17 protein-coding genes are annotated in these 19,696 nt (G+C 71.8%); 4 read left to right on the top strand and 13 right to left on the bottom strand.

Going from position 1 to position 19,696, the window contains the following annotated elements:
* Positions 1-29: 29 nt before the first annotated feature.
* The 9 genes from ABD366_RS12365 to ABD366_RS12405 all read right to left on the bottom strand — a co-directional run bounded on the left by ABD366_RS12365 (position 30) and on the right by ABD366_RS12405 (position 10,274).
* Complete coding sequence (locus ABD366_RS12365) at positions 30-1,625, bottom strand: glycoside hydrolase family 13 protein (RefSeq protein ID WP_324775454.1); 1,596 nt, start codon at positions 1,623-1,625, stop codon at positions 30-32.
* A 93-nt stretch (positions 1,626-1,718) separates the two neighbouring features.
* On the bottom strand, positions 1,719-2,594 hold the full coding sequence (locus tag ABD366_RS12370) for a carbohydrate ABC transporter permease (RefSeq protein WP_324775456.1): 876 nt from the start codon (positions 2,592-2,594) through the stop codon (positions 1,719-1,721).
* Positions 2,595-2,636: 42 nt separating this feature from the next.
* Positions 2,637-3,587 (bottom strand): carbohydrate ABC transporter permease, encoded by a 951-nt coding sequence (locus tag ABD366_RS12375; RefSeq protein ID WP_324775398.1) that lies wholly within the window; start codon positions 3,585-3,587, stop codon positions 2,637-2,639.
* Between the two features lie 36 nt (positions 3,588-3,623).
* Complete coding sequence (locus ABD366_RS12380) at positions 3,624-5,045, bottom strand: extracellular solute-binding protein (protein ID WP_324775400.1); 1,422 nt, start codon at positions 5,043-5,045, stop codon at positions 3,624-3,626.
* A 230-nt stretch (positions 5,046-5,275) separates the two neighbouring features.
* Positions 5,276-6,295 carry a LacI family DNA-binding transcriptional regulator gene (locus ABD366_RS12385; protein WP_324775402.1) on the bottom strand — a complete coding sequence of 340 codons (1,020 nt, stop codon included), beginning with the start codon at positions 6,293-6,295 and terminating at the stop codon, positions 5,276-5,278.
* A 90-nt stretch (positions 6,296-6,385) separates the two neighbouring features.
* A complete protein-coding gene (locus ABD366_RS12390) occupies positions 6,386-7,291 on the bottom strand; it encodes a TIGR03619 family F420-dependent LLM class oxidoreductase (RefSeq protein ID WP_324775404.1) in 906 nt (301 codons plus the stop codon).
* A 93-nt stretch (positions 7,292-7,384) separates the two neighbouring features.
* Positions 7,385-7,591: a DUF5999 family protein gene (locus ABD366_RS12395; protein WP_324775406.1), complete on the bottom strand. Its 207-nt coding sequence runs from the start codon at positions 7,589-7,591 to the stop codon at positions 7,385-7,387.
* 81 nt (positions 7,592-7,672) lie between these two features.
* Positions 7,673-9,280 (bottom strand): alpha-amylase family glycosyl hydrolase, encoded by a 1,608-nt coding sequence (locus tag ABD366_RS12400; RefSeq protein WP_324775408.1) that lies wholly within the window; start codon positions 9,278-9,280, stop codon positions 7,673-7,675.
* 124 nt (positions 9,281-9,404) lie between these two features.
* Positions 9,405-10,274 (bottom strand): universal stress protein, encoded by an 870-nt coding sequence (locus ABD366_RS12405; RefSeq protein WP_324775410.1) that lies wholly within the window; start codon positions 10,272-10,274, stop codon positions 9,405-9,407.
* Positions 10,275-10,536: 262 nt separating this feature from the next.
* On the opposite strand from ABD366_RS12405, the gene ABD366_RS12410 reads away from it, so the two are divergent.
* A complete protein-coding gene (locus tag ABD366_RS12410) occupies positions 10,537-11,127 on the top strand; it encodes an Rv1733c family protein (RefSeq protein WP_324775412.1) in 591 nt (196 codons plus the stop codon).
* Here the strand turns inward: ABD366_RS12410 and ABD366_RS12415 are convergent.
* Together ABD366_RS12415 and ABD366_RS12420 are read right to left on the bottom strand one after the other, a co-directional pair.
* Positions 11,124-12,011 (bottom strand): AraC family transcriptional regulator, encoded by an 888-nt coding sequence (locus ABD366_RS12415; RefSeq protein WP_324775414.1) that lies wholly within the window; start codon positions 12,009-12,011, stop codon positions 11,124-11,126. The genes ABD366_RS12410 and ABD366_RS12415 overlap by 4 nt on opposite strands.
* Before the next feature lie 9 nt (positions 12,012-12,020).
* Entirely contained in the window at positions 12,021-12,851 is an 831-nt protein-coding gene (locus ABD366_RS12420; RefSeq protein WP_324775416.1) for an alpha/beta fold hydrolase, read from the bottom strand.
* A 284-nt stretch (positions 12,852-13,135) separates the two neighbouring features.
* On the opposite strand from ABD366_RS12420, the gene ABD366_RS12425 reads away from it, so the two are divergent.
* Positions 13,136-13,594 carry a Crp/Fnr family transcriptional regulator gene (locus tag ABD366_RS12425; RefSeq protein ID WP_324775418.1) on the top strand — a complete coding sequence of 153 codons (459 nt, stop codon included), beginning with the start codon at positions 13,136-13,138 and terminating at the stop codon, positions 13,592-13,594.
* Positions 13,595-13,730: 136 nt separating this feature from the next.
* Positions 13,731-14,435: a response regulator transcription factor gene (locus ABD366_RS12430; protein ID WP_324775421.1), complete on the top strand. Its 705-nt coding sequence runs from the start codon at positions 13,731-13,733 to the stop codon at positions 14,433-14,435.
* Positions 14,436-14,445: 10 nt separating this feature from the next.
* On the opposite strand, the gene ABD366_RS12435 is transcribed toward ABD366_RS12430, so the two are convergent.
* Positions 14,446-16,176, bottom strand: coding sequence for a sensor histidine kinase (locus tag ABD366_RS12435; protein WP_324775423.1), 1,731 nt, complete (start codon positions 16,174-16,176; stop codon positions 14,446-14,448).
* A gap of 77 nt (positions 16,177-16,253) precedes the next feature.
* Positions 16,254-18,632, bottom strand: a complete 2,379-nt coding sequence (locus ABD366_RS12440; protein WP_324775425.1) for an ATP-binding protein — start codon at positions 18,630-18,632, stop codon at positions 16,254-16,256.
* Between the two features lie 315 nt (positions 18,633-18,947).
* Between ABD366_RS12440 and ABD366_RS12445 the strand changes: the two genes are divergently transcribed.
* A complete protein-coding gene (locus tag ABD366_RS12445; protein WP_324775427.1) occupies positions 18,948-19,667 on the top strand; it encodes a PP2C family protein-serine/threonine phosphatase in 720 nt (239 codons plus the stop codon).
* Positions 19,668-19,696 lie beyond the last annotated feature (29 nt).

Raw genomic sequence — 19,696 nt, forward strand, 5'->3', positions numbered from 1 at the left:
CCGGGGGAGGGCCGAACGCCGTAGCTCGTCTACGTCGCGGAGGCTGTCCGCAACCACACCGCCGTGTCGCCTGGCAGTCGCCCGTCGTCGTCCAGGGCGTCGCTGGCCAACAACACAGCCTCATGCGGCGGGAGTTGCACCGGCTCGGCGGCGCCGAGGTTCACGACACACACCAGACCGTCCCCGCGGGCGAAGGCGAGTACGCCCTCGGGCGCGGAAAGCCAGCGCAACTCACCGCCTTCGAAGCCTGGTCGACTGCCGCGAAGGAGCAGCGCCGTGCGATACAGCGACAGCATCGAGGTGGGGTCCGCCGCCTGGTCCTCGGCGGCGTACGTGCCCCAGTCCGCCGGCTGCGGCAGCCACGGCTCGCCCGTGTTCCCGAAGCCGTACGACACTCCGTGCGCGGCCCACGGCAGCGGCACCCGGCAGCCGTCGCGTCCCGGGTCGACGCCGCCGGAGCGGAAGTGCATGGGATCCTCGATGCGCTCGCGCGCCACCTCGACCTCGGGCAGCCCCAACTCCTCGCCCTGGTACAGGTACACGGCCCCCGGCAGGGCCAGCGAGAGCAGGGCCGCGGCCCGGGCGCGGCGTCCGCCGAGTGCCAGGTCCGTCGGCGTGCCGAACCGCTTGGCCGCGAAGTCGAAGCGGGTGTCGGCGCGGCCGTAGCGGGTGACGGTGCGGGTCACATCGTGGTTGCAGAGCACCCAGGTCGCGGGAGCGCCCACCGGCGCGTGGTAGGCGAGGGTGTTGTCGATGGACGCGCGCAGTTCGGCCGCGTCCCAGGCGCGGGACATGAAGTCGAAGTTGAAGGCCGTGTGCAGCTCGTCGGGGCGCAGGTAGCGGGCGAAGCGCTCCGGGTCCGGCACCCACAGCTCGCCGATCAGGACGCCGTCGTACTCGTCGGCGATGGCGCGCCAGGCGCGGTAGATGTCATGCAGTTCATCGCGGTCGACGTATCCGCTCTCGTCGCCGTCGACGGCGTCGGCGAGCCCCGGGTCCTTCGCGACGAGCGCGGCGGAGTCGATCCGGACCCCGGCCGCGCCCCGCTGGAACCAGAATCTGAGCACGTCCTCGTGTTCCTGGCGCACCGCGGGGTGCGCCCAGTTGAGGTCCGGCTGCTGCGCGGTGAACAGGTGCAGGTACCACTCCCCGTCCGGCACCCGCGTCCAGGTGTCACCGGAGAACTGCGAGGGCCAGTTGTTGGGCGGCAGTTCACCGTCGGGGCCGCGGCCGGGGCGGAAGTGGAACAGCTCCCGCTCGGCACTGCCCGGCCCTGCCGCCAACGCCGCCTGGAACCAAGGGTGTTGGTCGGACACATGGTTCGGCACGATGTCGACGATCACGCGGATGCCCAGATCCCGGGCTTCCTCGATGAGCTTCTCGGCCTCGGCGAGCGTGCCGAACGCCGGGTCGATCACGCGGTAGTCGGCGACATCGTAGCCGCCGTCCGCGAGCGGTGAGCGGTACCAGGGCGTGAACCAGATCGCGTCGACGCCGAGCTCCGCCAGATAGGACAGGCGCGCTCTGACCCCGGCGAGGTCTCCCGTGCCGTCGCCGTCGCCGTCGGCGAAGCTGCGGACGTACACCTGATAGATGGCTGCGGAACGCCACCAGTCGTCGGCCACCACGAAGGGTCCTTTCGGGCAGGGCGGGGCGCGCCGCGGCGGACCGCGGCGGCACACAGAGAGAGGAGAAGAGGAGGGGAAGGTGCGGCGGCGTCAGCCTTTGAGGCCGCCGGCGGTCAGGCCGCTCATAATGTTGCGCTGGAAGAGCAGGAAGAGGATCAGCGTCGGCACCGAGGCGATGGTGAGCGCGGCGATGAGCTGGTTCTGCGGGACACCGTTGGCCAGGGAGTAGATCCCGACGTTCAGGGTCTGCTTGGACGGGTCGGGCAGCGTCAGCATCGGCCAGAGGAAGTCCTTCCACACGCCGACGACCGCGAAGATCGAGACCACGCCGAGGATCGGCCGGGAGATCGGCAGGACGATGGAGCGCAGGGTGCGCACCGGCGAGGCGCCGTCGATGGAGGCCGCGTCGAGGAGTTCCTGCGGGATCGAGTCGAAGAACCGCTTGAGCAGGAAGATGTTGAACGCGTTGGTGACGGACGGCAGCCAGATCGCCCAGGGACTGTTCAGGAGGTTGCGCTCGAAGATGGGTACGTCGAGCACGGTCAGATACTGCGGGACGACCAGGACGGTCGCCGGGATCATCAGCGTCGCCAGCATCATGCCGAGGATGACGTTGCCGAATATCGGCCGCAGCTTGGACAGGGAGTACGCGGCGGCCACGTCGAGGACGAGTTGGAAGGCGAGTGCGCCGAACGCGTAGTAGAGCGTGTTGAACAGGAGCTTGGCGAGGTCCATCACGCGCCAGGCGTCCTGGTAGTTCTCCGGGTGCGTGCTGTGCGGCACGAGGGTCGGCGGGGACTGGACGATCTCCGCGGTGGTCTTGAGGCCGCCGGTGACCATCCAGTACAGCGGGCCGAGGAAGACCAGGGTGAACAGGCCCATGGTCATGCCGAAGACGGTCCAGTAGATGATCTTTCCGCGGCGCCGGCCGAGCTGGGCCGGGGAGATCAGGGTGCGGGGGCGCATCGTGTCGGTTGCCATGTCGGTGTTTCCCTACTCCCTGGGCGGTCAGTCGTCCGATGAGCGGCTGAGGCGTACGTAGACCGCGGAGAAGGCCGCGAGCAGGACGAGCAGGACGAGGCCGAGGGCTGCCGCGCCGCCGTAGTTGTTGAAGTTGAAGGCGTACTGGTAGATGAGGTAGACGACGGTGGTGGTGGACCCTTCGGGGCCGGCCCCGTTCGTCAGCAGGAACGGCTCCGTGAAGACCTGCATCGTGGCGATGATCTGCATGAGGAACATCAGCGAGAGGATCAGCCGCGTCTGCGGGATCGTCACGTGCCAGATCTTGCGCCACAGGCCCGCGCCGTCCAGTTCGGCGGCCTCGTACAGCTCACCGGGGATGCCCTGGAGCGACGCCAGGTAGATGAGGGTCGCCCCGCCCATGTTCATCCAGGTCGCCGCGATGACGACGGACAGCATCGCGGTGTCGGTGGACTGCAGCCACTGTTGCTCGGGGATCCCGAAGATGCCGAGGACCCGGTTGAACAGGCCGTACCCGGGGTCGTAGAAGTACTTGAAGAGCAGGACGGAGGCGACCGGCGGGAGCATCACCGGCAGATAGACGAGCATCCTCAAGTAGCCCTGGCCGTGCCGGAATTCATTGAGGAGGACCGCCACGAGGAACGGGACGGCGAAGCCGAGGACCAGGGCAAGCGCGGTGAACAGCAGGGTGTTGCGCCAGGCCTGCCAGAAGGCCGGGTCGTTGAAGACGTAGGTGAGGTTGGACCAGCCGGCCCAGGTGGTGCGGCCGTCCTTCGTCTTCTGGAAGGCCAGGATGAACTCCCTGACCATCGGATACCAGGAGAAGAAGGAGAAGCAGAGCACCGCGCCGATCAGGAAGCCGTGAGCGGAGATGTTGCGTTTCACGGTCCGCGCCAACGAGCCGTCGCTGGGGCTGGGTTGATGCTTGGCGGGCGGTGCGGCCTGCTGGGTCTTCGCGGGCAGCGTCGGGGCCGACATGGTCACTCCTCGGATCACAGGTACCGGTGGGGCTGCTTACTGGTTGGCCAGCACCTGGTTGACCTGCTGCTCGGCGGTGGACAGGAGCTTGTCGATGTCGGCGTCCTTGTTGGTCAGAACACCCGACATGACGTTGTCGAGAACCTTGTAGATCTCCTGCGCCTTCGGCGGCTCGGCCTTGCCGGGCACCGGGTTGTCCATGAACTGCTTGAAGTTCTCGACGGGCATCGTGGCGTTGTCCGTACGGGACTTGAGGTCCTGCTCCTTGGTCTCACCGGTGAAGAAGTTCGGCTGCGGCAGTCCCACGGGCAGCTTGTCGGCCTTGGTGCGCTCCCACTGGAACTGGCCCTTGCCGGGGGTGAGCGTCTTGAAGTTCAGCCAGGCGATGGCCGCCTTGATCTTGTCGGGCGACGAGCCCTTCTTGATCATGTAGTCGTTGCCGCCGAACAGGGTCGCCTTGCCGCCGGGGATGGGGCCCATCCCGAAGTTGTCGTAGTCCGCGCCCAGTTGCTGCACCATGTACGTCACGTCGTCGGGCGCGGCGAGGAACATGCCGAGCTTGTCGGACGCGATCTGCTTCTGCAGGTCGCCCCACTTCAGCAGCTGCGTCTTGCCCATGCTGTTGTCGGTCCAGCGCATGTCGTGCAGCTGCTGGACGACCTGCTTGCCGGTGGCGTCGTTGAACGCGGCCTTCTTGCCGTCGGCGGTGACCATGTCTCCGCCCAGGCTGTACTGCGCCGCCGCGAAGTGCCAGCCGCCGGTGTTCTCCGCGCTGTACTCGCCGTATCCGGAGATGCCGTTGCCGAGCCCCGCGATCTTCTTCGCGGCGGTGCGCACCTCTTCCCAGGTGGTCGGCGGCTTGTCCGGGTCGAGCCCGGCCTGCTTGAACAGCTTGCGGTTGATGAGCAGGCCCATGGTGTAGTTGCTGGTCGGCACGCCGTAGAGCTTGCCGTCCTTCTTCAGGGCGTTCATCACGTTCGGGTCGATGGAGTCGATCGCCGGGACGGTCTTCGGCGTGACGTACGCGGTGATGTCCTCGGCGCCGTTGTTGTCGAGGACCTGCTGGAGGTCGGTGAAGTACGTGTAGAAGACGTCGGGCTGCGACTTCGCCTTGAGCGCGGCGGTGAACCGGGCGGGTTCCTCGCACTGGCCCGCGGTCGACTTCCCGTCGATCGTGACGTTCGGGTACTTCTTGTTGAACTCCTCGACGTCCTCCTTCCACTGCTTGAGCTCGGCCGCCTTGGCCTTCGGCGGCATGCAGTCGATGGTCAGCGTGACCTTGGTCTTGGGGTCGAGCGGAGCGCTGATGTCGGCCTTCGACCCGGCGCCGCCCGACCCGCCGCCGTCGTCGGAGCTGCTGCTGGTGCCGCAGGCCGCGAGCGAGCCCAGGGCGAGGGCGGTGGCGATGGCCACCGCGGACGTGCGGCGTACAGGGCGTGACCAGGTGCTGCTTCTCATCGGTGGGTCCCCTTCGGGCCTGAGCCTGTGCAGGCAGGAACGTGGAGGCCCGCGGCACGGGATGCACGGGGAGGTGCGTGCCGGGGCGTGCCACACTCAAGCACCGTCGACGGATGTTCGCAAGATGTCGCGCGTACTCCGCAAAAAACGAACAGACGCCATGGGTTCGCCGTTGCCGGCGGACCCATGGCGTCCGGTTCTTGCTGTCGAATGTCGTCGGATTCCGGTCGCTACGCGGTCGCGGGCGCCGGCGGAGGAGCGGTCGAGCCCCGCACCACCAGCTCCGGTTCGAAGAGCAGCTCACCCGGCGGGACCGTGCCGCCCTCGATCTGCGCGACGAGGAGTTCGACCGCGGCGCGTCCCATCGCCTCGATGGGCTGGCGTTCCGTGGTAAGCGGCGGCTCGGTGCAGTTCATGAACGCCGAATCGTCGTAGCCGACCACCGAGACGTCCCGGGGTACCGAGAGCCCGGCCCGGCGGGCGGCGCGCACGGCGCCGAGCGCGAGCGGGTCGCTGGCGCAGATGATGCCGGTGATGCCGCGCTCCAGGAGCCGGGAGGTCGCGGCGTGCCCGCCCTCCAGCGAGAACATCGCGCGCTCGACCGCGTCGTCCGGGAGCTTCCCGCCGGCCGCGCGGGCGGCGGTGCGGGCCGCGGTGAGCTTGCGCCGCGACGGCATGTGGTCCTCGGGGCCGAGGACCAGACCGATGCGCTCGTGCCCGAGGGAGGCGAGGTGCCGCCACGCCTGCTCGACCGCGACGGCGTCGTCGCACGCCACGCGCGGGAAGCCGAGCCGCTCGATGGAGGCGTTCACGAGCACCACCGGCACATTGCGCTCGGCGAGCCGCTGATAGTGGCTGTGCTCGGCGTCCGCCTGGGCGAAGAGACCGCCCGCGAACACCACGCCGGACACCTGCTGTTGCAGCAGCAGCTCCACGTAGTCCGCCTCGGAGACCCCGCCCTTGGTCTGGGTGCAGAGCACCGGGGTGAGGCCCTGCTGGGCGAGCGCCCCGCCGATCACTTCCGCGAACGCCGGGAAGATCGGGTTCTGCAGCTCCGGCAGGACCAGGCCGACGAGGCGGGCCCGTTCACCGCGCAGCTGTGTCGGCCGCTCGTAGCCGAGCACGTCGAGCGCGGTGAGTACCGCCTGTCGCGTGGCCTCCGATACGCCGGGCTTGTTGTTGAGCACCCGGCTGACCGTGGCCTCGCTGACTCCGACCTTCTTCGCCACCTGAGCAAGTCTGCGCGTCATGGAACGCAAGATTAGCGCAAAGCTTGCGGTTGGTTTGCGTGACGGGGGCATCGGATCCGGCCGAACCGGGGACCGCGCGCGGGAGGCCGGTCACCGCCGGGCGGCGCTCCGGGGCAGCTCGGCGGCGAGCAGTTCCAGTACGCGCCGGTCGTCCTCCGCGCTGCCCCGGGAAACCGGGTCGCCCGGATATGTGTCGAAGAGCAGATGGGTGGCGCCCAGTTCCGCGAGGGTCTCCACATCCGCGCGGATGCGCTCGATGCTGCCGTGGCCCAGCGGCCGGTCCTCCGTGTCCGGCACCGACCCCACCGCCACCTGGATGCGCGGCGCGAACTCCGGTACCGGCCGCCCGGCCCGGTCCGCCTCCTCGGCCAGCCGAGGCAGCTGCCTGCGCAGCGCCGCGAGCGTCGGGCGGAACGGGTGCCACGCCTCGCCGAGCCGCGCCGCCCTGCGCAGCGCCGCCGGGGAGTCGCCGCCCACCCAGACCGGCAGATGGGGTGATGTCGCGGGGGCCGGCGCCGTACGGACGCCCTCGAAGGCCACGTACCGGCCCTGGAAGGTGCACGGATCCTGCGTCCACGCCGCCCGGATCGCCGTGAGGTACTCGTCGGTGATGGCGCCGCGCTCCTCGAACGGGACGCCGAGAGTGCGGTACTCGGCCGCCGACCAGCCGACGCCCGCGCCGAGGATGAAGCCGCCGTCGGTCATCCGGTCGAGGTTCGCGGCGAGCCGGGCCGTCTGCAACGGATGCCGATAGGGGATCACGGTGATCGTCGTGCCGAGGGTGAGGCCGGGTACGCGCCCGGCGAGATGGGCCGCGGTCAGGAACTGGTCGTAGAACGGGGCCGGATAGACCGTGTGCACATCCGGGGTGACCGCGATGTGGTCCGAGATCATCGCGAAGGTGAAGCCCAGGTCACGCGCGTCCGTGGCCTGGCGGACCAGGCTCTCGGGGGTCGTGCCGGAACCGAAGTTGAGGAGATTGACGCCGTATCGCATGATCCGAAGTCTTGATCATCGACGACTCCGTGTCGAGTTCGCGCCGGGGCGGGCATCCGTCGCGCACCCCGGGCGTTCCCGATCGCGATCGTTTCACGCGGCGAGCGTGACCGTGCCCGACCACAACTGCCGTACGGGTGCGCGGACGGCGCCGCCGGGCAGCAGTTCCCCGGTGTCGTCGAAGACGATCGTGCCGTTGCACAACAGGCTCCAGCCCTGCTCGGGGTGGGCCGCGACGACGCGGGCCGCGTCGTGGTCGGGACGGTCTGCGCCGGGGCACGGCGGCTGGTGAGCGCACATGGGGCACCTCCTGGGCGGGCGGGTCGTTCCCTTGCCTTTAAGACTCCCCCGGAGGTGTGTACTCATCGTCGCGAAGATGTCTCAGTCCTTCGTCAGTACGAAGACGCCGTACCCGAATCCGTCCGCCTCGACCGCGGTGCCGTCCGCGGACACGCGCACCCCGGACACCTCCACCGGACGCACCTGCGCCAGATGCCGCGCGTCAATCGTCGCCCAACTCGCCTGTTGCGCGGCCGGATTGATGACCACGAGGAACTCCTCCCCGCGCACGTACACGAACGGATGGCCCTCGTGCAGCACCTCGACGGGGGAGTGGTGGCCGAGGGCCGGGGCCGACCTGCGCAGCGCGACGAGACGGCGTACGAGATGCAGCAGGGAGCGCTCGTCGGCGCGTTGCGCGGCGACCGAGGGGCGCCGCGGGTCGGGGTCGAGCGGCAGGTAGAAATCTTCCTCGGGCGCGCTCGAGAAACCCGCGCCGGGGCCCTCGTCCCACTGCATCGGTGTACGGGAACCCGCCCTGTTGTAGTGCGGGCCGAGCACACTGCCCTCGGTGTCCGGCAGGCCCGGCACGTACCGCATGCCGATCTCGTCGCCGTAGTAGATCGCGGGCAGTGTCGGCCAGGTGAGCTGGAAGGCGAACGCGGCCGGGAGCTGACCGGCGGTGCGGGGGCCGCAGTTGAGGCGGGAGAAGTCGTGGTTGGAGGTCGGCAGCGACACGAAGCCGGTGGAGCCCAGGGCGGTCGCCGCCGCGCGCCAGGCCTCGACGAACGGCCGGGGCGAGCCGAGGCCCGACGCGTCGAAGAAGCAGTCCAGCGGAGCCCACGCCTCGTTCCTCGTACCCGACCCGTTGTTCCACAGCGAGCGCATCGCCAGGCCGTCCGTCGGGCCGCCGAACTGGAGGAAGAAGTCGGCGTGGAACCCGGCCGGCACGGACACCTGCGGGTCGCCCCACTCGGACAGCAGCACGGCGTCGGGATGGGTGCGGTCGAGCCAGTGCCGCAGCTCGGTCCAGATCCGCGAGGTCGCCCGCTTGTCCGGGTCGTCCTTCACCAGAGAGGCCGCCATGTCGACCCGGAACCCCGCCAGGCCCAGGCGCAGCCAGTGGTCCATGACGGTGCGCAGTGCCGCCCGGTTGGCGCGCGGCCCTTCGGCGTCGACCGGCTGCCGCCAGGGCTCGGCCGAACTCTCCTGCCCGTAACCGAAGTTGAGTGCAGGCTGTGAGTCGAAGAAGTTCGGCAGATACGCGCCAGGGCGCGCGCCGGGTGAGGGTACGAAACCGTCGGGGACGCCGTCCGCACTCCAGATGTAACGGTGGTCGGCCGGATCGTCCACGGTCGCACGGAACCACGGGTGCTGGTCGGAGGTGTGCCCCGCGACGAGGTCGAGAAGGACGCGGATGCCCCGCCGTCCGGCCAGCTCCACCAGTTCGGCGAGGTCGTCGTCGGTGCCGTAGCGCGGCGCCACCGAGAGGTAGTCCGCGACGTCGTAGCCCGCGTCGCGAAACGGCGACGCGAAGCAGGGATTGATCCAGACGGCGTCGACACCGAGCCAGGCCAGATGGTCGAGCCGCTCGATGATGCCGCCCAGGTCGCCGATGCCGTCGCCGTTCGAGTCGGCGAACGACTGCGGGTAGATCTGGTAGAACACGGCGTCGGACAGCCAGGCCGGGGCGGGGCGGAACGGAGTCATGAGGGCGCCACTGCCTTTCGGTCGCGGAGGACCGAGCCTACGAGGAGCGGCGGCCTCCGGACAGCGGGCCTGCGATGACGGGCTGCGCGGTGACGGGCTCTGCGGTGGAGGGCCGTGCGGTGGCTCAGGTGTGCGGGACTATGGCCACCGGGCTGGTCACATGGTGCACCACCGAGTGCGCCGTGCAGCCCAGCCGGTTCGCGTCCATGCCCCGCCCGATGACCGTCAGGCTGGCCGCCGTGGACGCCTTCAGCAGATGGTGACCCGGCTGTCCGTACACCAGCCGCTGCACCACCGGCACCTCCGGGTACTTCGCGCGCCACACCTGCAACGCGCCCGCCAGGGCCCGGCGGCGCAGCGTCTCGCGGCGTGCCGCGTCACCCGGCGGCGTCGGCGCGCCCGCCGCCGTGTCCCCCCGCAGCGGCGGCAGCGTCCAGGCGTGCAGCGCGTGCAGTTCGGTACCGCGCAGGGCCGCCGCCTCGAAGGCGTAGGAAAGCACCTCGTCGGCGGGGCCCGACACGTCCAGGCCGACGACCACCGGCAGGAAGCCGGGTTTGTCGGGCGCCCGTTCGTCCTGCGGGAGCCCGCCCGCCCGCACCAGGACGACCGGCCGGTCGGCCCGCGCCGTCACGGCGAGCGCCACCGAACCGACGAGGAACCCGGAGTACCCGGCGAAGCCGCGCGATCCGAGGACCAGTGTCTCGGACTCGGTGACCGCCTCCAGGAGCGCGGTGATCGGCGGTGCGGGGCGACGGCGGGCCAGGATCTGCAACGCGGGGTGTGCGTAGGAGAGTTGGAGTGCCGCCCGGTCGAGGACACTGCGGCCTGGCAGGTCCACGTCGGGTGGCGGTGGGGTGCGCCGCTCGCCGCTGTCGGCGTGCAGCAGCCGCAGGGGCAGGCCGCGCCGCAACGCCTCGCGGGCCGCCCAGTCGGCGGCGTTCATGCTCTCGCGTGAACCGTCCGTCCCGACGGTCAGGACGCGCATGCTGGTCATGGCGGAACCTCTCGGACGACGTGAGTGATGTGTGCTGTTGCGGGTTCCACGCAAGGGAGCGGTCACGCGTGTCCGACCCCAGAACCGGGTGCACGATGCGGCCCGCGCGCCGGGCATGCGGATGGGCGCGGGGGCAGGCGTGCCTTGGACCCTGCCACCCGTGCCGTTCGCGCCGGGAGAGGCGGACCGGCCCCGGCGCCGGGGTCGTTCGGCCCCTGTGCCGCGCCGGCGGGCCGCGCGAGCGTGGGACGAGGAGGCCGCCATGTCGACGTGCAGGCCGAGTCGCCGGGCCCTGCGGAGCAATCCGCTGCGCCGCAGGTCGGACGTGGTCGAGGCCTGGGCGGCGCTGCTGCTCGGCGTGCTCGCCGTCCTGGTGGCCCCGGCCGCGGGCGCGCTGAGTGGCTGGGCCGCCCACGGGGAGGCTCGTGAGCACGCCCGCGCCCAGCACGCGGCCCGCCATCCCGTACGGGCGCAACTGATCGAGGACGCGCCGGAGTACGTCCCCGCGGCGAGCGGCGTCCAGAACAACCCCACCTACCCGGTGACGGTGCGCTGGACCGGCCGGGAGGGCCGCACGATCACCGCGCTCGCCCCCGTCGAGGCCGGTTTCGTGCGCGGCGACGCCGCCACCGTCTGGCTCGACGGCCGGGGCGACGTCACCACGGCGCCCTGGAGCGGCGACGACGTCTGGTCGCACACGCTCGCCGCGGGGTTCCTCGTCACCGCCGCCACCGCGGGGCTCGCCGTCATCAGCCGCCTCGTCCTGCACGGCATCCTGGACCGCCGCCGCCTCGCCGCCTGGGAACGCGAATGGAACCGCGTCGGACCCGAGTGGGGGTCCAGACGGCCTTAGGGCCTGCCTTCGAACCGGTGTCCGCTCGACGGGCGCGCCGGGGTCGGCCACGCCACGTCGTCTATCGCGAGCCACGGCGCCGAGGCGACGCCCGCGGGTGTCAGGCCGGCGAAGTCCCTGACCTCGCGGTGGAGGTGGGACTGGTCGACGTAGCCGCTCTCGACGGCGACGCGCGCCGCGGGGTGGCCCGCCGCGAGAAGGTGGGCGGCGTGGTCGAAGCGGACCAGCCGGGCGGCGCGCTTGGGTGTGATGCCGAGCTGGGACCGGAAGCGGGCCGACAGGCGTTTGCGGCTCCAGCCGACCTCCCCCGCCAGGCCATCGACCCGCACCCGCCCCCGGTCCGCGAGGGTGCGCCGCCAGCTGTGGGCGACCTCCGGGTCGACCGGAGGCCGGCTGTCCGCACGCCCGCGCAGGAGTTCCCCCGCGATCGCGAACCGTGCGTCCCACGACTCCACGGCCCGCAGCCTGTCCTCGGCCCGTCCGGCGTCCGGGCCCCACACATCGGCCAGCGGCACCACCGTCCCGCTGAGCTCGGTCGACACCCCCAGCACCGCGGCCGCCACGGCCGGCTGGAGCCGGATCTGCAGGCACGCGCCCACCCGGCCGCCGGCCCGCAGCTCGCCGGGAAGCAGCCCGACGACGGCGCTGCCGCGCTCCTGCCGCCCCCGGGCGTCGTAGACGAGGCCGTCGCCGTCGCTCAAGTCGAAGAGGAGGGTGACGGACGGATGCGCGACCATGGCGATGTCCATGGGTACGGGGGCCCGCTGACGGAATCCGGCCATACTGACGCCCGGCAGGTGCCGGGCCGGCCGGGGGACCGCGATGTCCACCGACGCCCAGTCGGGCCCCCGGGCCCCGGCTGCCGGCAGCTGACCAGCCCGCATGCGCTCACCCTAGGACCTGTCGGACGAGGTGTCAGCGCTCGTCGCCGCGAAAGCCAGCAACAGATCGCAGGTCGCCCCCGGCGCCTCGATCAGCGGGATGTGCCCGATCCCGGGCAGCAGTTCCACCCGCGCGCCCGGCACCGTGTCGTACTGGTGCGCCGACGAGGGGTCCCAGCGCGGATCGGCGGCGCCGCTGATCACCAGCACCGGGACATCGAGGGCGGCGAGCCGCGCGGGCACGGCCCGCTCGACGACGTACGCCGTGTTCTCGCGCAGTACCGCCCGGAACGCGCGGTACGTGATGCCCCGTACCCCGGCGACCAGTTCGTCCGGGACCTCCACCGGGCGTGCGGTCGTCGCCGTGATCCCACCGCGGATCCACGCGTCCGAGCGCAGCGCCCAGAGGAACCGGCCGAAGGGCGGGCCCAGGAGGACCCGGAGGATGAGGGGTTGGGGGAGCAGCGCGTCGAGGCTCGGGCCTGTACTGATCAACGCGAGCGAGCGCACCAGGTCGGGGCGTTGCTCGGCCAGCGCGGTGGCGACGTAGCCGCCGCTGGAGTGCCCGGCCGCGCAGACGTCACGCAGGCCCAGGTCGTCGAGGAGAGCCGCCACCCGGCCCGCCTGCACGGGCACGCCGTACGACCGGGCGGGCGGGGACTGGCCGCAGCCCGGGAGGTCGACCCGGATGACGTGATGACGCTCGGCGAGCGCCGGGACCATCGGAGCCCAGGAGCCGCCCGAGGCCCCCGATCCGTGGATGAGCAACAGGGGCGGCGCCGCGCGGGGGCCGTCGTGGACCACATGCATTCCGTGCGCGAGTTCGGTGTCGTACGCAGTCATGCGAACGATGATGCGCGGGCCGCCGAGGGGCGGTCTTGTACAAATGTCAGCGTCGCGCGTGCGCCCCCCGGATCCGACAGGCCCCCTGGCCAGAGCCGTTCGGCCCCTGGTCGCGGCGGCCCCGGACGACGATCGTCGAGTTAGCGCACGACGGCAGTCCGGACAGTGCCCGGACAGTGCGACGGCCGCCGCCAGGGCCACGCGCCGACCCACAAAGCCCCGGCGGCGGGCGCCGGAGGGAAGCGTTCCCGGCCGTCGTCCCGCGCCCCGAAAGGAGGCCGCTCATGACCACCACGGCCCCGCGCATGAGCCAGACCCTGCCCGAAGAACACCGCGGCCGGCTGATGCGCATCGCCCGCGAGGTCACCTTCGCGCGACACGACCGGCTCTTCGAGGAGGGTTCGCGCGCGGACCGCTTCTGGATCGTCCGCAGCGGCAGCGTCGCCCTGGACATGCGGGTGCCGGGGCAGCGGGCGCCCGTCGTCGAATCGCTCGGCCGCGGTGAACTGATCGGCTGGTCCTGGCTCTTCCCGCCGTACGTCTGGCAGCTCGGAGCACAGGCCGAGACGCCGGTCCGCGCCCACGAGTTCGACGCCTTCACGGTGCGTCTGATGTGCGCCTCCGATCCCGGACTCGGCTCGTTCGTCGCCCAGTGGGTCGGCGGCGTCCTCGCCCACCGCCTGAGCATCACCCGCTCCCGGCTCCTCGACCTCTACGCCCCCTACGGGTACGACGCGGCCTGAGGACCTGTCCACGCAGCCCTGTTCGCGCAAGCCTGCGCGACGAAGTCCGCCCGAAGGACTGATCGGGACCGTTCGGCCCTGGCGGATCACCGCGCACGGCCCCAGGATCGAGGAACACCATATCCGAGGGGGACGTATGCCTCAGCCACCCGGTTTCTCCGCGGACCGTCCCATTCGCATCCTGCTCCTCGACGATCACGAAGTGGTCCGCCGCGGCCTGCGCGATCTGCTCGGCGCCGAGCCGGACATGGAGGTCGTCGGGGAGGCGGCCACCGCGGCGCAGGCCCTCGCCAGGGGGCCCGCGCTGCGGCCCGACGTCGCCGTGCTCGACGTCCGGCTGCCCGACGGGGACGGCATCACCATCTGCCGTGAACTGCGTGGCCTGCTGCCCGAGTTGAGCTGTCTGATGCTGACGTCGTTCGACGACGACGACGCGCTGCTCGACGCCATCATGGCGGGCGCGGCCGGCTATGTGCTCAAGCAGATCAAGGGCTCCGACCTCGTCTCCGCCGTACGTACCGTCGCCTCCGGCCAGTCGATGCTCGATCCGGCGACGACGGCACGGCTGATGCGCAGCCTGCGCGGGCCCGAGGTCTACGGCGCCGAGCGGGACGACAGCGACGCCGCGGCCGACGGCAGGCTCGCCGACCTCACCGAGCGGGAGCGGGACATCCTCGCCCTCGTGGGGGAGGGGCTCACCAACCGGCAGATCGGTCTGCGGCTGTTCCTGTCCGAGAAGACGGTGAAGAACAACATCTCGCGGCTCCTTGCCAAGCTGGGGGTGGAGCGGCGGATCCAGGCGGCGGTGATGGCCAGCCGCCTGCCCCCGCGCCCCCGGTAGAGCGCCCCGGTCAACTCCCGTGCCGCAGCGGCACCTGCCACTCCAGGCGGGTGCCGCCGCTCTCCCGCCGCGTGGTGGTCAGCGTGCCGCCCCGGCCCCGGGCCCGCGCCGCCATGTTCGCCAGTCCGCTGCGGTGCTCGTCCGCCACCTCCGGGATGCCGACGCCGTCGTCCTCCACGATCAGCGACACGGCCCGGCCGCGTACGACGAGCGCCACCTCCGCCGAGGACGCCCGCGCGTGCCGTGCCACGTTCGTCAGAGCCTCGCCGAGCACCGCCACCGCGTCGTCGGCGACGGGCGGCGGTACGTCCACGTCGATCAGGCCCTCCATGCGCAGCGCCGGAGTGAAGCCGAGCACGCGGGCCGCGTCCTCCACGGCCCGCACCGTGCGCACCCGCAGCCCGGCGCCCGTCGGCGGTGACTCCTGTTCGCGCAGGCCGAAGATGGTGGAGCGAATGATCTTGATGGTGGTGTCCAGATCGTCCACCGCCCGCATCAGCCGCTCCGACGCCTCCGGGTGCTGCACGAAGCGCTGGGCGCTCTGCAGCGTCATGCCCGTCGCGAACAGCCGCTGGATCGCCAGGTCGTGCAGGTCCCGGGCGATGCGGTCGCGGTCCTCCAGCAGACTCATCTGTTCCGCGTCACGGTGCCGGTCCGCCAGCTCCAGGGCGAGCGCGGCCTGCCCCGCGAACCCGACCAGCGGCACCAGCTCGGTGGCCGAGAAGGGCTGACGCTCCGCCCGGCGGGCGAGCGTCAGCACCCCGCGCACGCTGTCGCGGGTGCCGATGGGCACGGCCACAGCCGGGCCGAGCCCCTCCCAGCGGGACGGCTGATACGTGATCCGCGGATCCTTGCGCACATCGTCCGACGTGACCAGCTCGCCGGCGGCGAGCGCGGCGCCCGCGAACGTGCCCTTGCGCGGCAGCGTGACATCGTGGTGCGGCTCGGCGTACTGGCCCAGGGCCAGCGTCTCGTGCAGCTCGTCGGTGCCGGGAATGACGAGGGCCACCATGCCGAGGTCCGCGGCGGCGATCTCCCGCGCGCGCTCCACCATCAGCTTCAGTACGGGCATCTCCGCCGTGCCGGACAGCAGACTGCCGGTGAACTCCGCGCTCAACTGCAGCCAGCGCTCCCGCAGTTGCACCTCCTCGTACAGGCGCGCGTTCTCGATCGCGACGCCCGCGGCGGCGCCCAGCGTCTGCAGCACCGCCACGTCCTCGTCGTCGAAATCCATCCCGCCCCGCTTCTGGGTGAGGTACAGATTCCCGAACACGTCCTCCCGCACCCGGATGGGCACCCCCACGAAGGTGTGCATCGGCGGGTGGTGCGCGGGGAACCCGGACGACGCCGGATGCGCCGCCAGTTCGGGCAGCCGCAGCGGCTCGGGGTGCCGGATCAGCTCACCGAGCAGGCCGTGCCCCGACGGCAGATCGCCGATCCGGGCCCGCAGATCGTTGCTGATGCCGACCGGCAGGAACTGCGACAGCTTGCGCCGGTCCTCGCCGATCACGCCCAGCGCGCCGTACTCGGCGTCGACCAGGACCACCGCCGCCTCCACGATGCGGCGCAGCACCTGGGAGAGGTTCAGCTCCTGACCGACCGACAGGACCGCCTCCAGCAGACCCTGGAGCCGGTCGCGGGTGCCGCGCACGGCGTCGATCCGCACCTGGAGTTCCTCGAGCAGCTCGTCGAGCCGCAGCCTCGGCAGCGGCCCGGGCCCCCGTGCAGCGTCCTCGCCCATTCGACCTCCGCGGGACCTCCGGGTACACGTCCTTGTACTCACGGTAGCGGCTGGTGCCGCTGCCATGACCTGCTTCGTCAGACCCGCGGTGGCGGAACGACGGCTTCCGGCGCCGCGGCCTCGCGCAGCGCGGCGATCTGGGAACGGGAGGTGAGAGCGAGCTTGGTGAGTATGTGTTCCACGTGGGAGTCGACCGTCCGCTTCGACACGGCGAGTTCGGCCGCGACCTCCCGGTTCGTCAGCCCCGCGCTGACGAGCCCGGCGACCTGCCGCTCGCGTGGCGTGAGTCCGTCGCCGGGGTCCGAGGACCGCGCCGACGCGTTCGGGGCGTCCGCGGTCTCGACGGTCAGGGCCAGGCCCACCACGGCGTCCAGCGGCAGCAGGCCGCCCTTGCCGAACGCATCCCGGTAGCTGTCGGCGCCCAGCGCGGTCCGGGCCTGCGCCGCGGCTTCCGTGTGCAACTCGTGCAGTGCCGCGATCCCGAACCGCGCCTCCTTCGCGGACCGGCGCCACAGCGCGTCCGCCGCACCCTGCAACACGGCGACCCGCTCGAAGTGCCGCAGCTGTGCCGCGTACCAGGCGAGTCCCTCCATGAAGTGGGCGAGGCCCATCAAGTCGTGCAGGACCGCCTTGCTGCGCAGGCCCTCCCGCGAGCAGGCGAGCGCGGCCTCGTGATCGCCGCGCAGCCACAGACCGACGCTCTTGACCCACAGCGCCCAGCCGCGCGCCCACTGCTCGCCGGGGCGCGCGGCGCCGCGCGCGAGCGAGTCGTCGCACCACGCGATGCCCTGCTCGTGGTCGCCGGAGAGGACGAGCATGAACCCGCCGTAGAAGCCGATCATCAGCAGGCCCGTGTCGTCGCCGAGCGCCGTCATCCGCTCGCGTGCCTCCGCGAGGTCGGCGGCGCAGCCTTCCATGTGACCGAGGAAGTAGCGGCGGTGCGCCTGGAACGCGAGCGTCCACGCGGCACCCACCGGGTCGTCGATGCGCGCGGCGAGCGCCTCGGCCTCCTTCAGCAGTTCCTCGTTGGTCCCGCGCTCGCCCTGGAGGTCCATGTACCAGCTGCTCAGCCAGAGCGCCTTGACGCGTACGGGCGTCTCGTCACGGCAGCCCTCCAGCGTGCGGCGCAGCCAGTAGCGGCCCTCGGTGAGGAGGCCGGCGACGTGCCAGTAGCCCCACAGGGCCGTCGCCATCCGCAGCCCTTGGCAGTGCAGCCGGGGCGAGGCCACGCAGTACTCCAGGGCGGCCCGGACATCGGCCTGGTCACGTACCAGGGCCCGCAGCAGCGGAACCTGCGCGTCCCCCGTCCACTCCTCGTCGAAGGAACGGGCCACTTCCAGGAAGTACGCGAGATGGCGGCGCCGGGCCGCTTCCTCGCCGCCGCTGCGCGCGAGCTGGTCCCGGCCGAACTCACGGACCGTGTCCAGCATCCGGTAGCGGGTGCCCTCGGGGGTCTCCACACGGACCACGACCGACTTCTCGACCAGGCCGATCAGTGCGATGAGGACGTCCTCCGCGGGCAGCACGGTCTCCTCGGCGCCCACCGGGTCCACCGCGTCCGCGCACACCGCCTCCGCGGCCGCCAGGCTCACCTCGCCCGCGAACACGGAGAGCCGGGCCCACAGCAGCCGCTCCGGCACGGTCGACAGATCGTGGCTCCAGCCGATCGCCGTCCGCAGCGTCTGATGGCGCGGCACCGAGGTGCGGCACCCGCCCGTCAGCAGCCGGAACCGGTCGTCGAGCCGGGCCAGCATCTCGCCGGGGGAGAGCACCCGCAGCCGGGGCACCGTGAGTTCGATGGCGAGCGGGATCCCGTCGAGACGGCGGCACAGGGCGAGCGCCTCGGCCCGGTTGTCGTCGCTCACCGTGAACCCGGGCACCGCCGCCGATGCCCGGTCCGCGAACAGCGTGAGCGCGTCGCAGTCGTGCCCCGCGTCGCCGGCCGCCGGATCGGGCACGCTCAGCGGCTCGATCGCGAGGACGTGCTCGCCGGCCACGTCGAGCGGCTGCCGGCTGGTCGCCACGATGCGCACCCCCGGTGCGGCGCGCAGAAGTGCGTCACACAGCAGCGCGCACGCGTCGACCAGGTGCTCACACGTGTCGAGCAGCAGCAGCAGATCCCGCTCGGCCAGATGGTCGGCGATCACCTCGATCGTGGGGCGGGCCGTCTGCTCGGGCAGGTCGAGCGCCGCGGCGACGGTGTTCGCCAGCAGCTCGGGGTCGCTCAGCGCCGAGAGTTCCACCAGCCGCACCCCGGCGGGGAAGGTGGGGCGCAGTTCGTACGCCGCGCGCACCGCGGTACGGGTCTTGCCGACGCCGCCCGGCCCCGTCAGCGTCACGAGGCGGGCCCGGGTCAACAGGTCGGCCAGGCATGCCAGTTCGCGCCGCCGTCCGACGAAACTGGTGGCCTCGGCGGGCAGGTCTCCCGGCGTCCGACGGCCGGAACTGCGGTTCATGGACGGTCTCACTCCGTACAGACGGTGCGGGCAGCGACGTCAGGACGGCGCGTCCTGTGCCGCCACGCTAGAAAGGCCCGGCCGTGATCCGGACGGCTTCGCCGGTTCGCCCCGCACGCGGCGGCCGGAAGTGGGACACTGCGTTTCCCGCGGGGCGCGTACGTGCCAGATCCGGATGCCTCGGGCACATTCTGTGCACGCTTCGGGGAAATCGTCACACTGTGCGCCCGGCTGACTACACTCCCCCGGGACATCGCTACGGCCCCCCGCACTCCGCCGGAGCCGCCCTGACCGGCCTGCCCCTGGAAGGCTTCCATGACCACCCGCCCGCGTACGACCAGCGCGCTCCCGGAAACGGTCGGCACTCTGAGCGTCAGCGCCCGCCGCCTCACCGCCGGCACCGGGGGCGACGGCAGGGGCGGCGACGTGTACGGCGCCGTCGCCACGCCGTTCGGCACCCGGTTGCTCATCGGAGATGTCATGGGCAAGGGCCCCGAGCTGTCCCGCACCGCCGACGACGTTCTGCGGTACTGGGAGCAACTGGCATCACGCCAAAGGTCGTTGGAGGTACTCGCGGTACGTCTGCACTCTCTCGTCGCCCACTCCGAGGAGCCCGACCGGTTCGTCACGGCCACGCTCGTGTCCGTCGCCCCGGACGGCTCGGCCGAGCTCGTCTGCTGCGGCCATCCGCCGCCCCTGCTGCTGCGGGGCGGTGGCGCGGTGCCCGCCGCCGTGCCCGCTCCGGCGCCTCCGCTCGGGCTGCTCGACCTCGCGCACGGCTGGTGCGCGGCCCAGCCCGTGCCGGACAGCGCCTGGGACCGGATGCTGCTGCACACGGACGGTGCCTCCGAGGCGCGGGACGCCGCCGGCACGTTCTATCCCCTCGCCGAGCGCGCGGCCGAGCAGAGCGCCACGCCTCTCGCCGGCTTCACGGCCGCGCTCGCCGCCGACCTGCTCCACCATGCGCAGGGCCGCCTACCGGACGACGCCACACTGCTCGCCGTGGAGCCGGCACCCGCAACTCCCGCTTCCTGAGCAGCCTGTTTGTGAAAGGAACGGCCGGG

Origin of the sequence: Streptomyces kunmingensis (assembly GCF_039533535.1) — a bacterium.
Lineage (GTDB): Bacteria > Actinomycetota > Actinomycetes > Streptomycetales > Streptomycetaceae > Streptomyces > Streptomyces kunmingensis.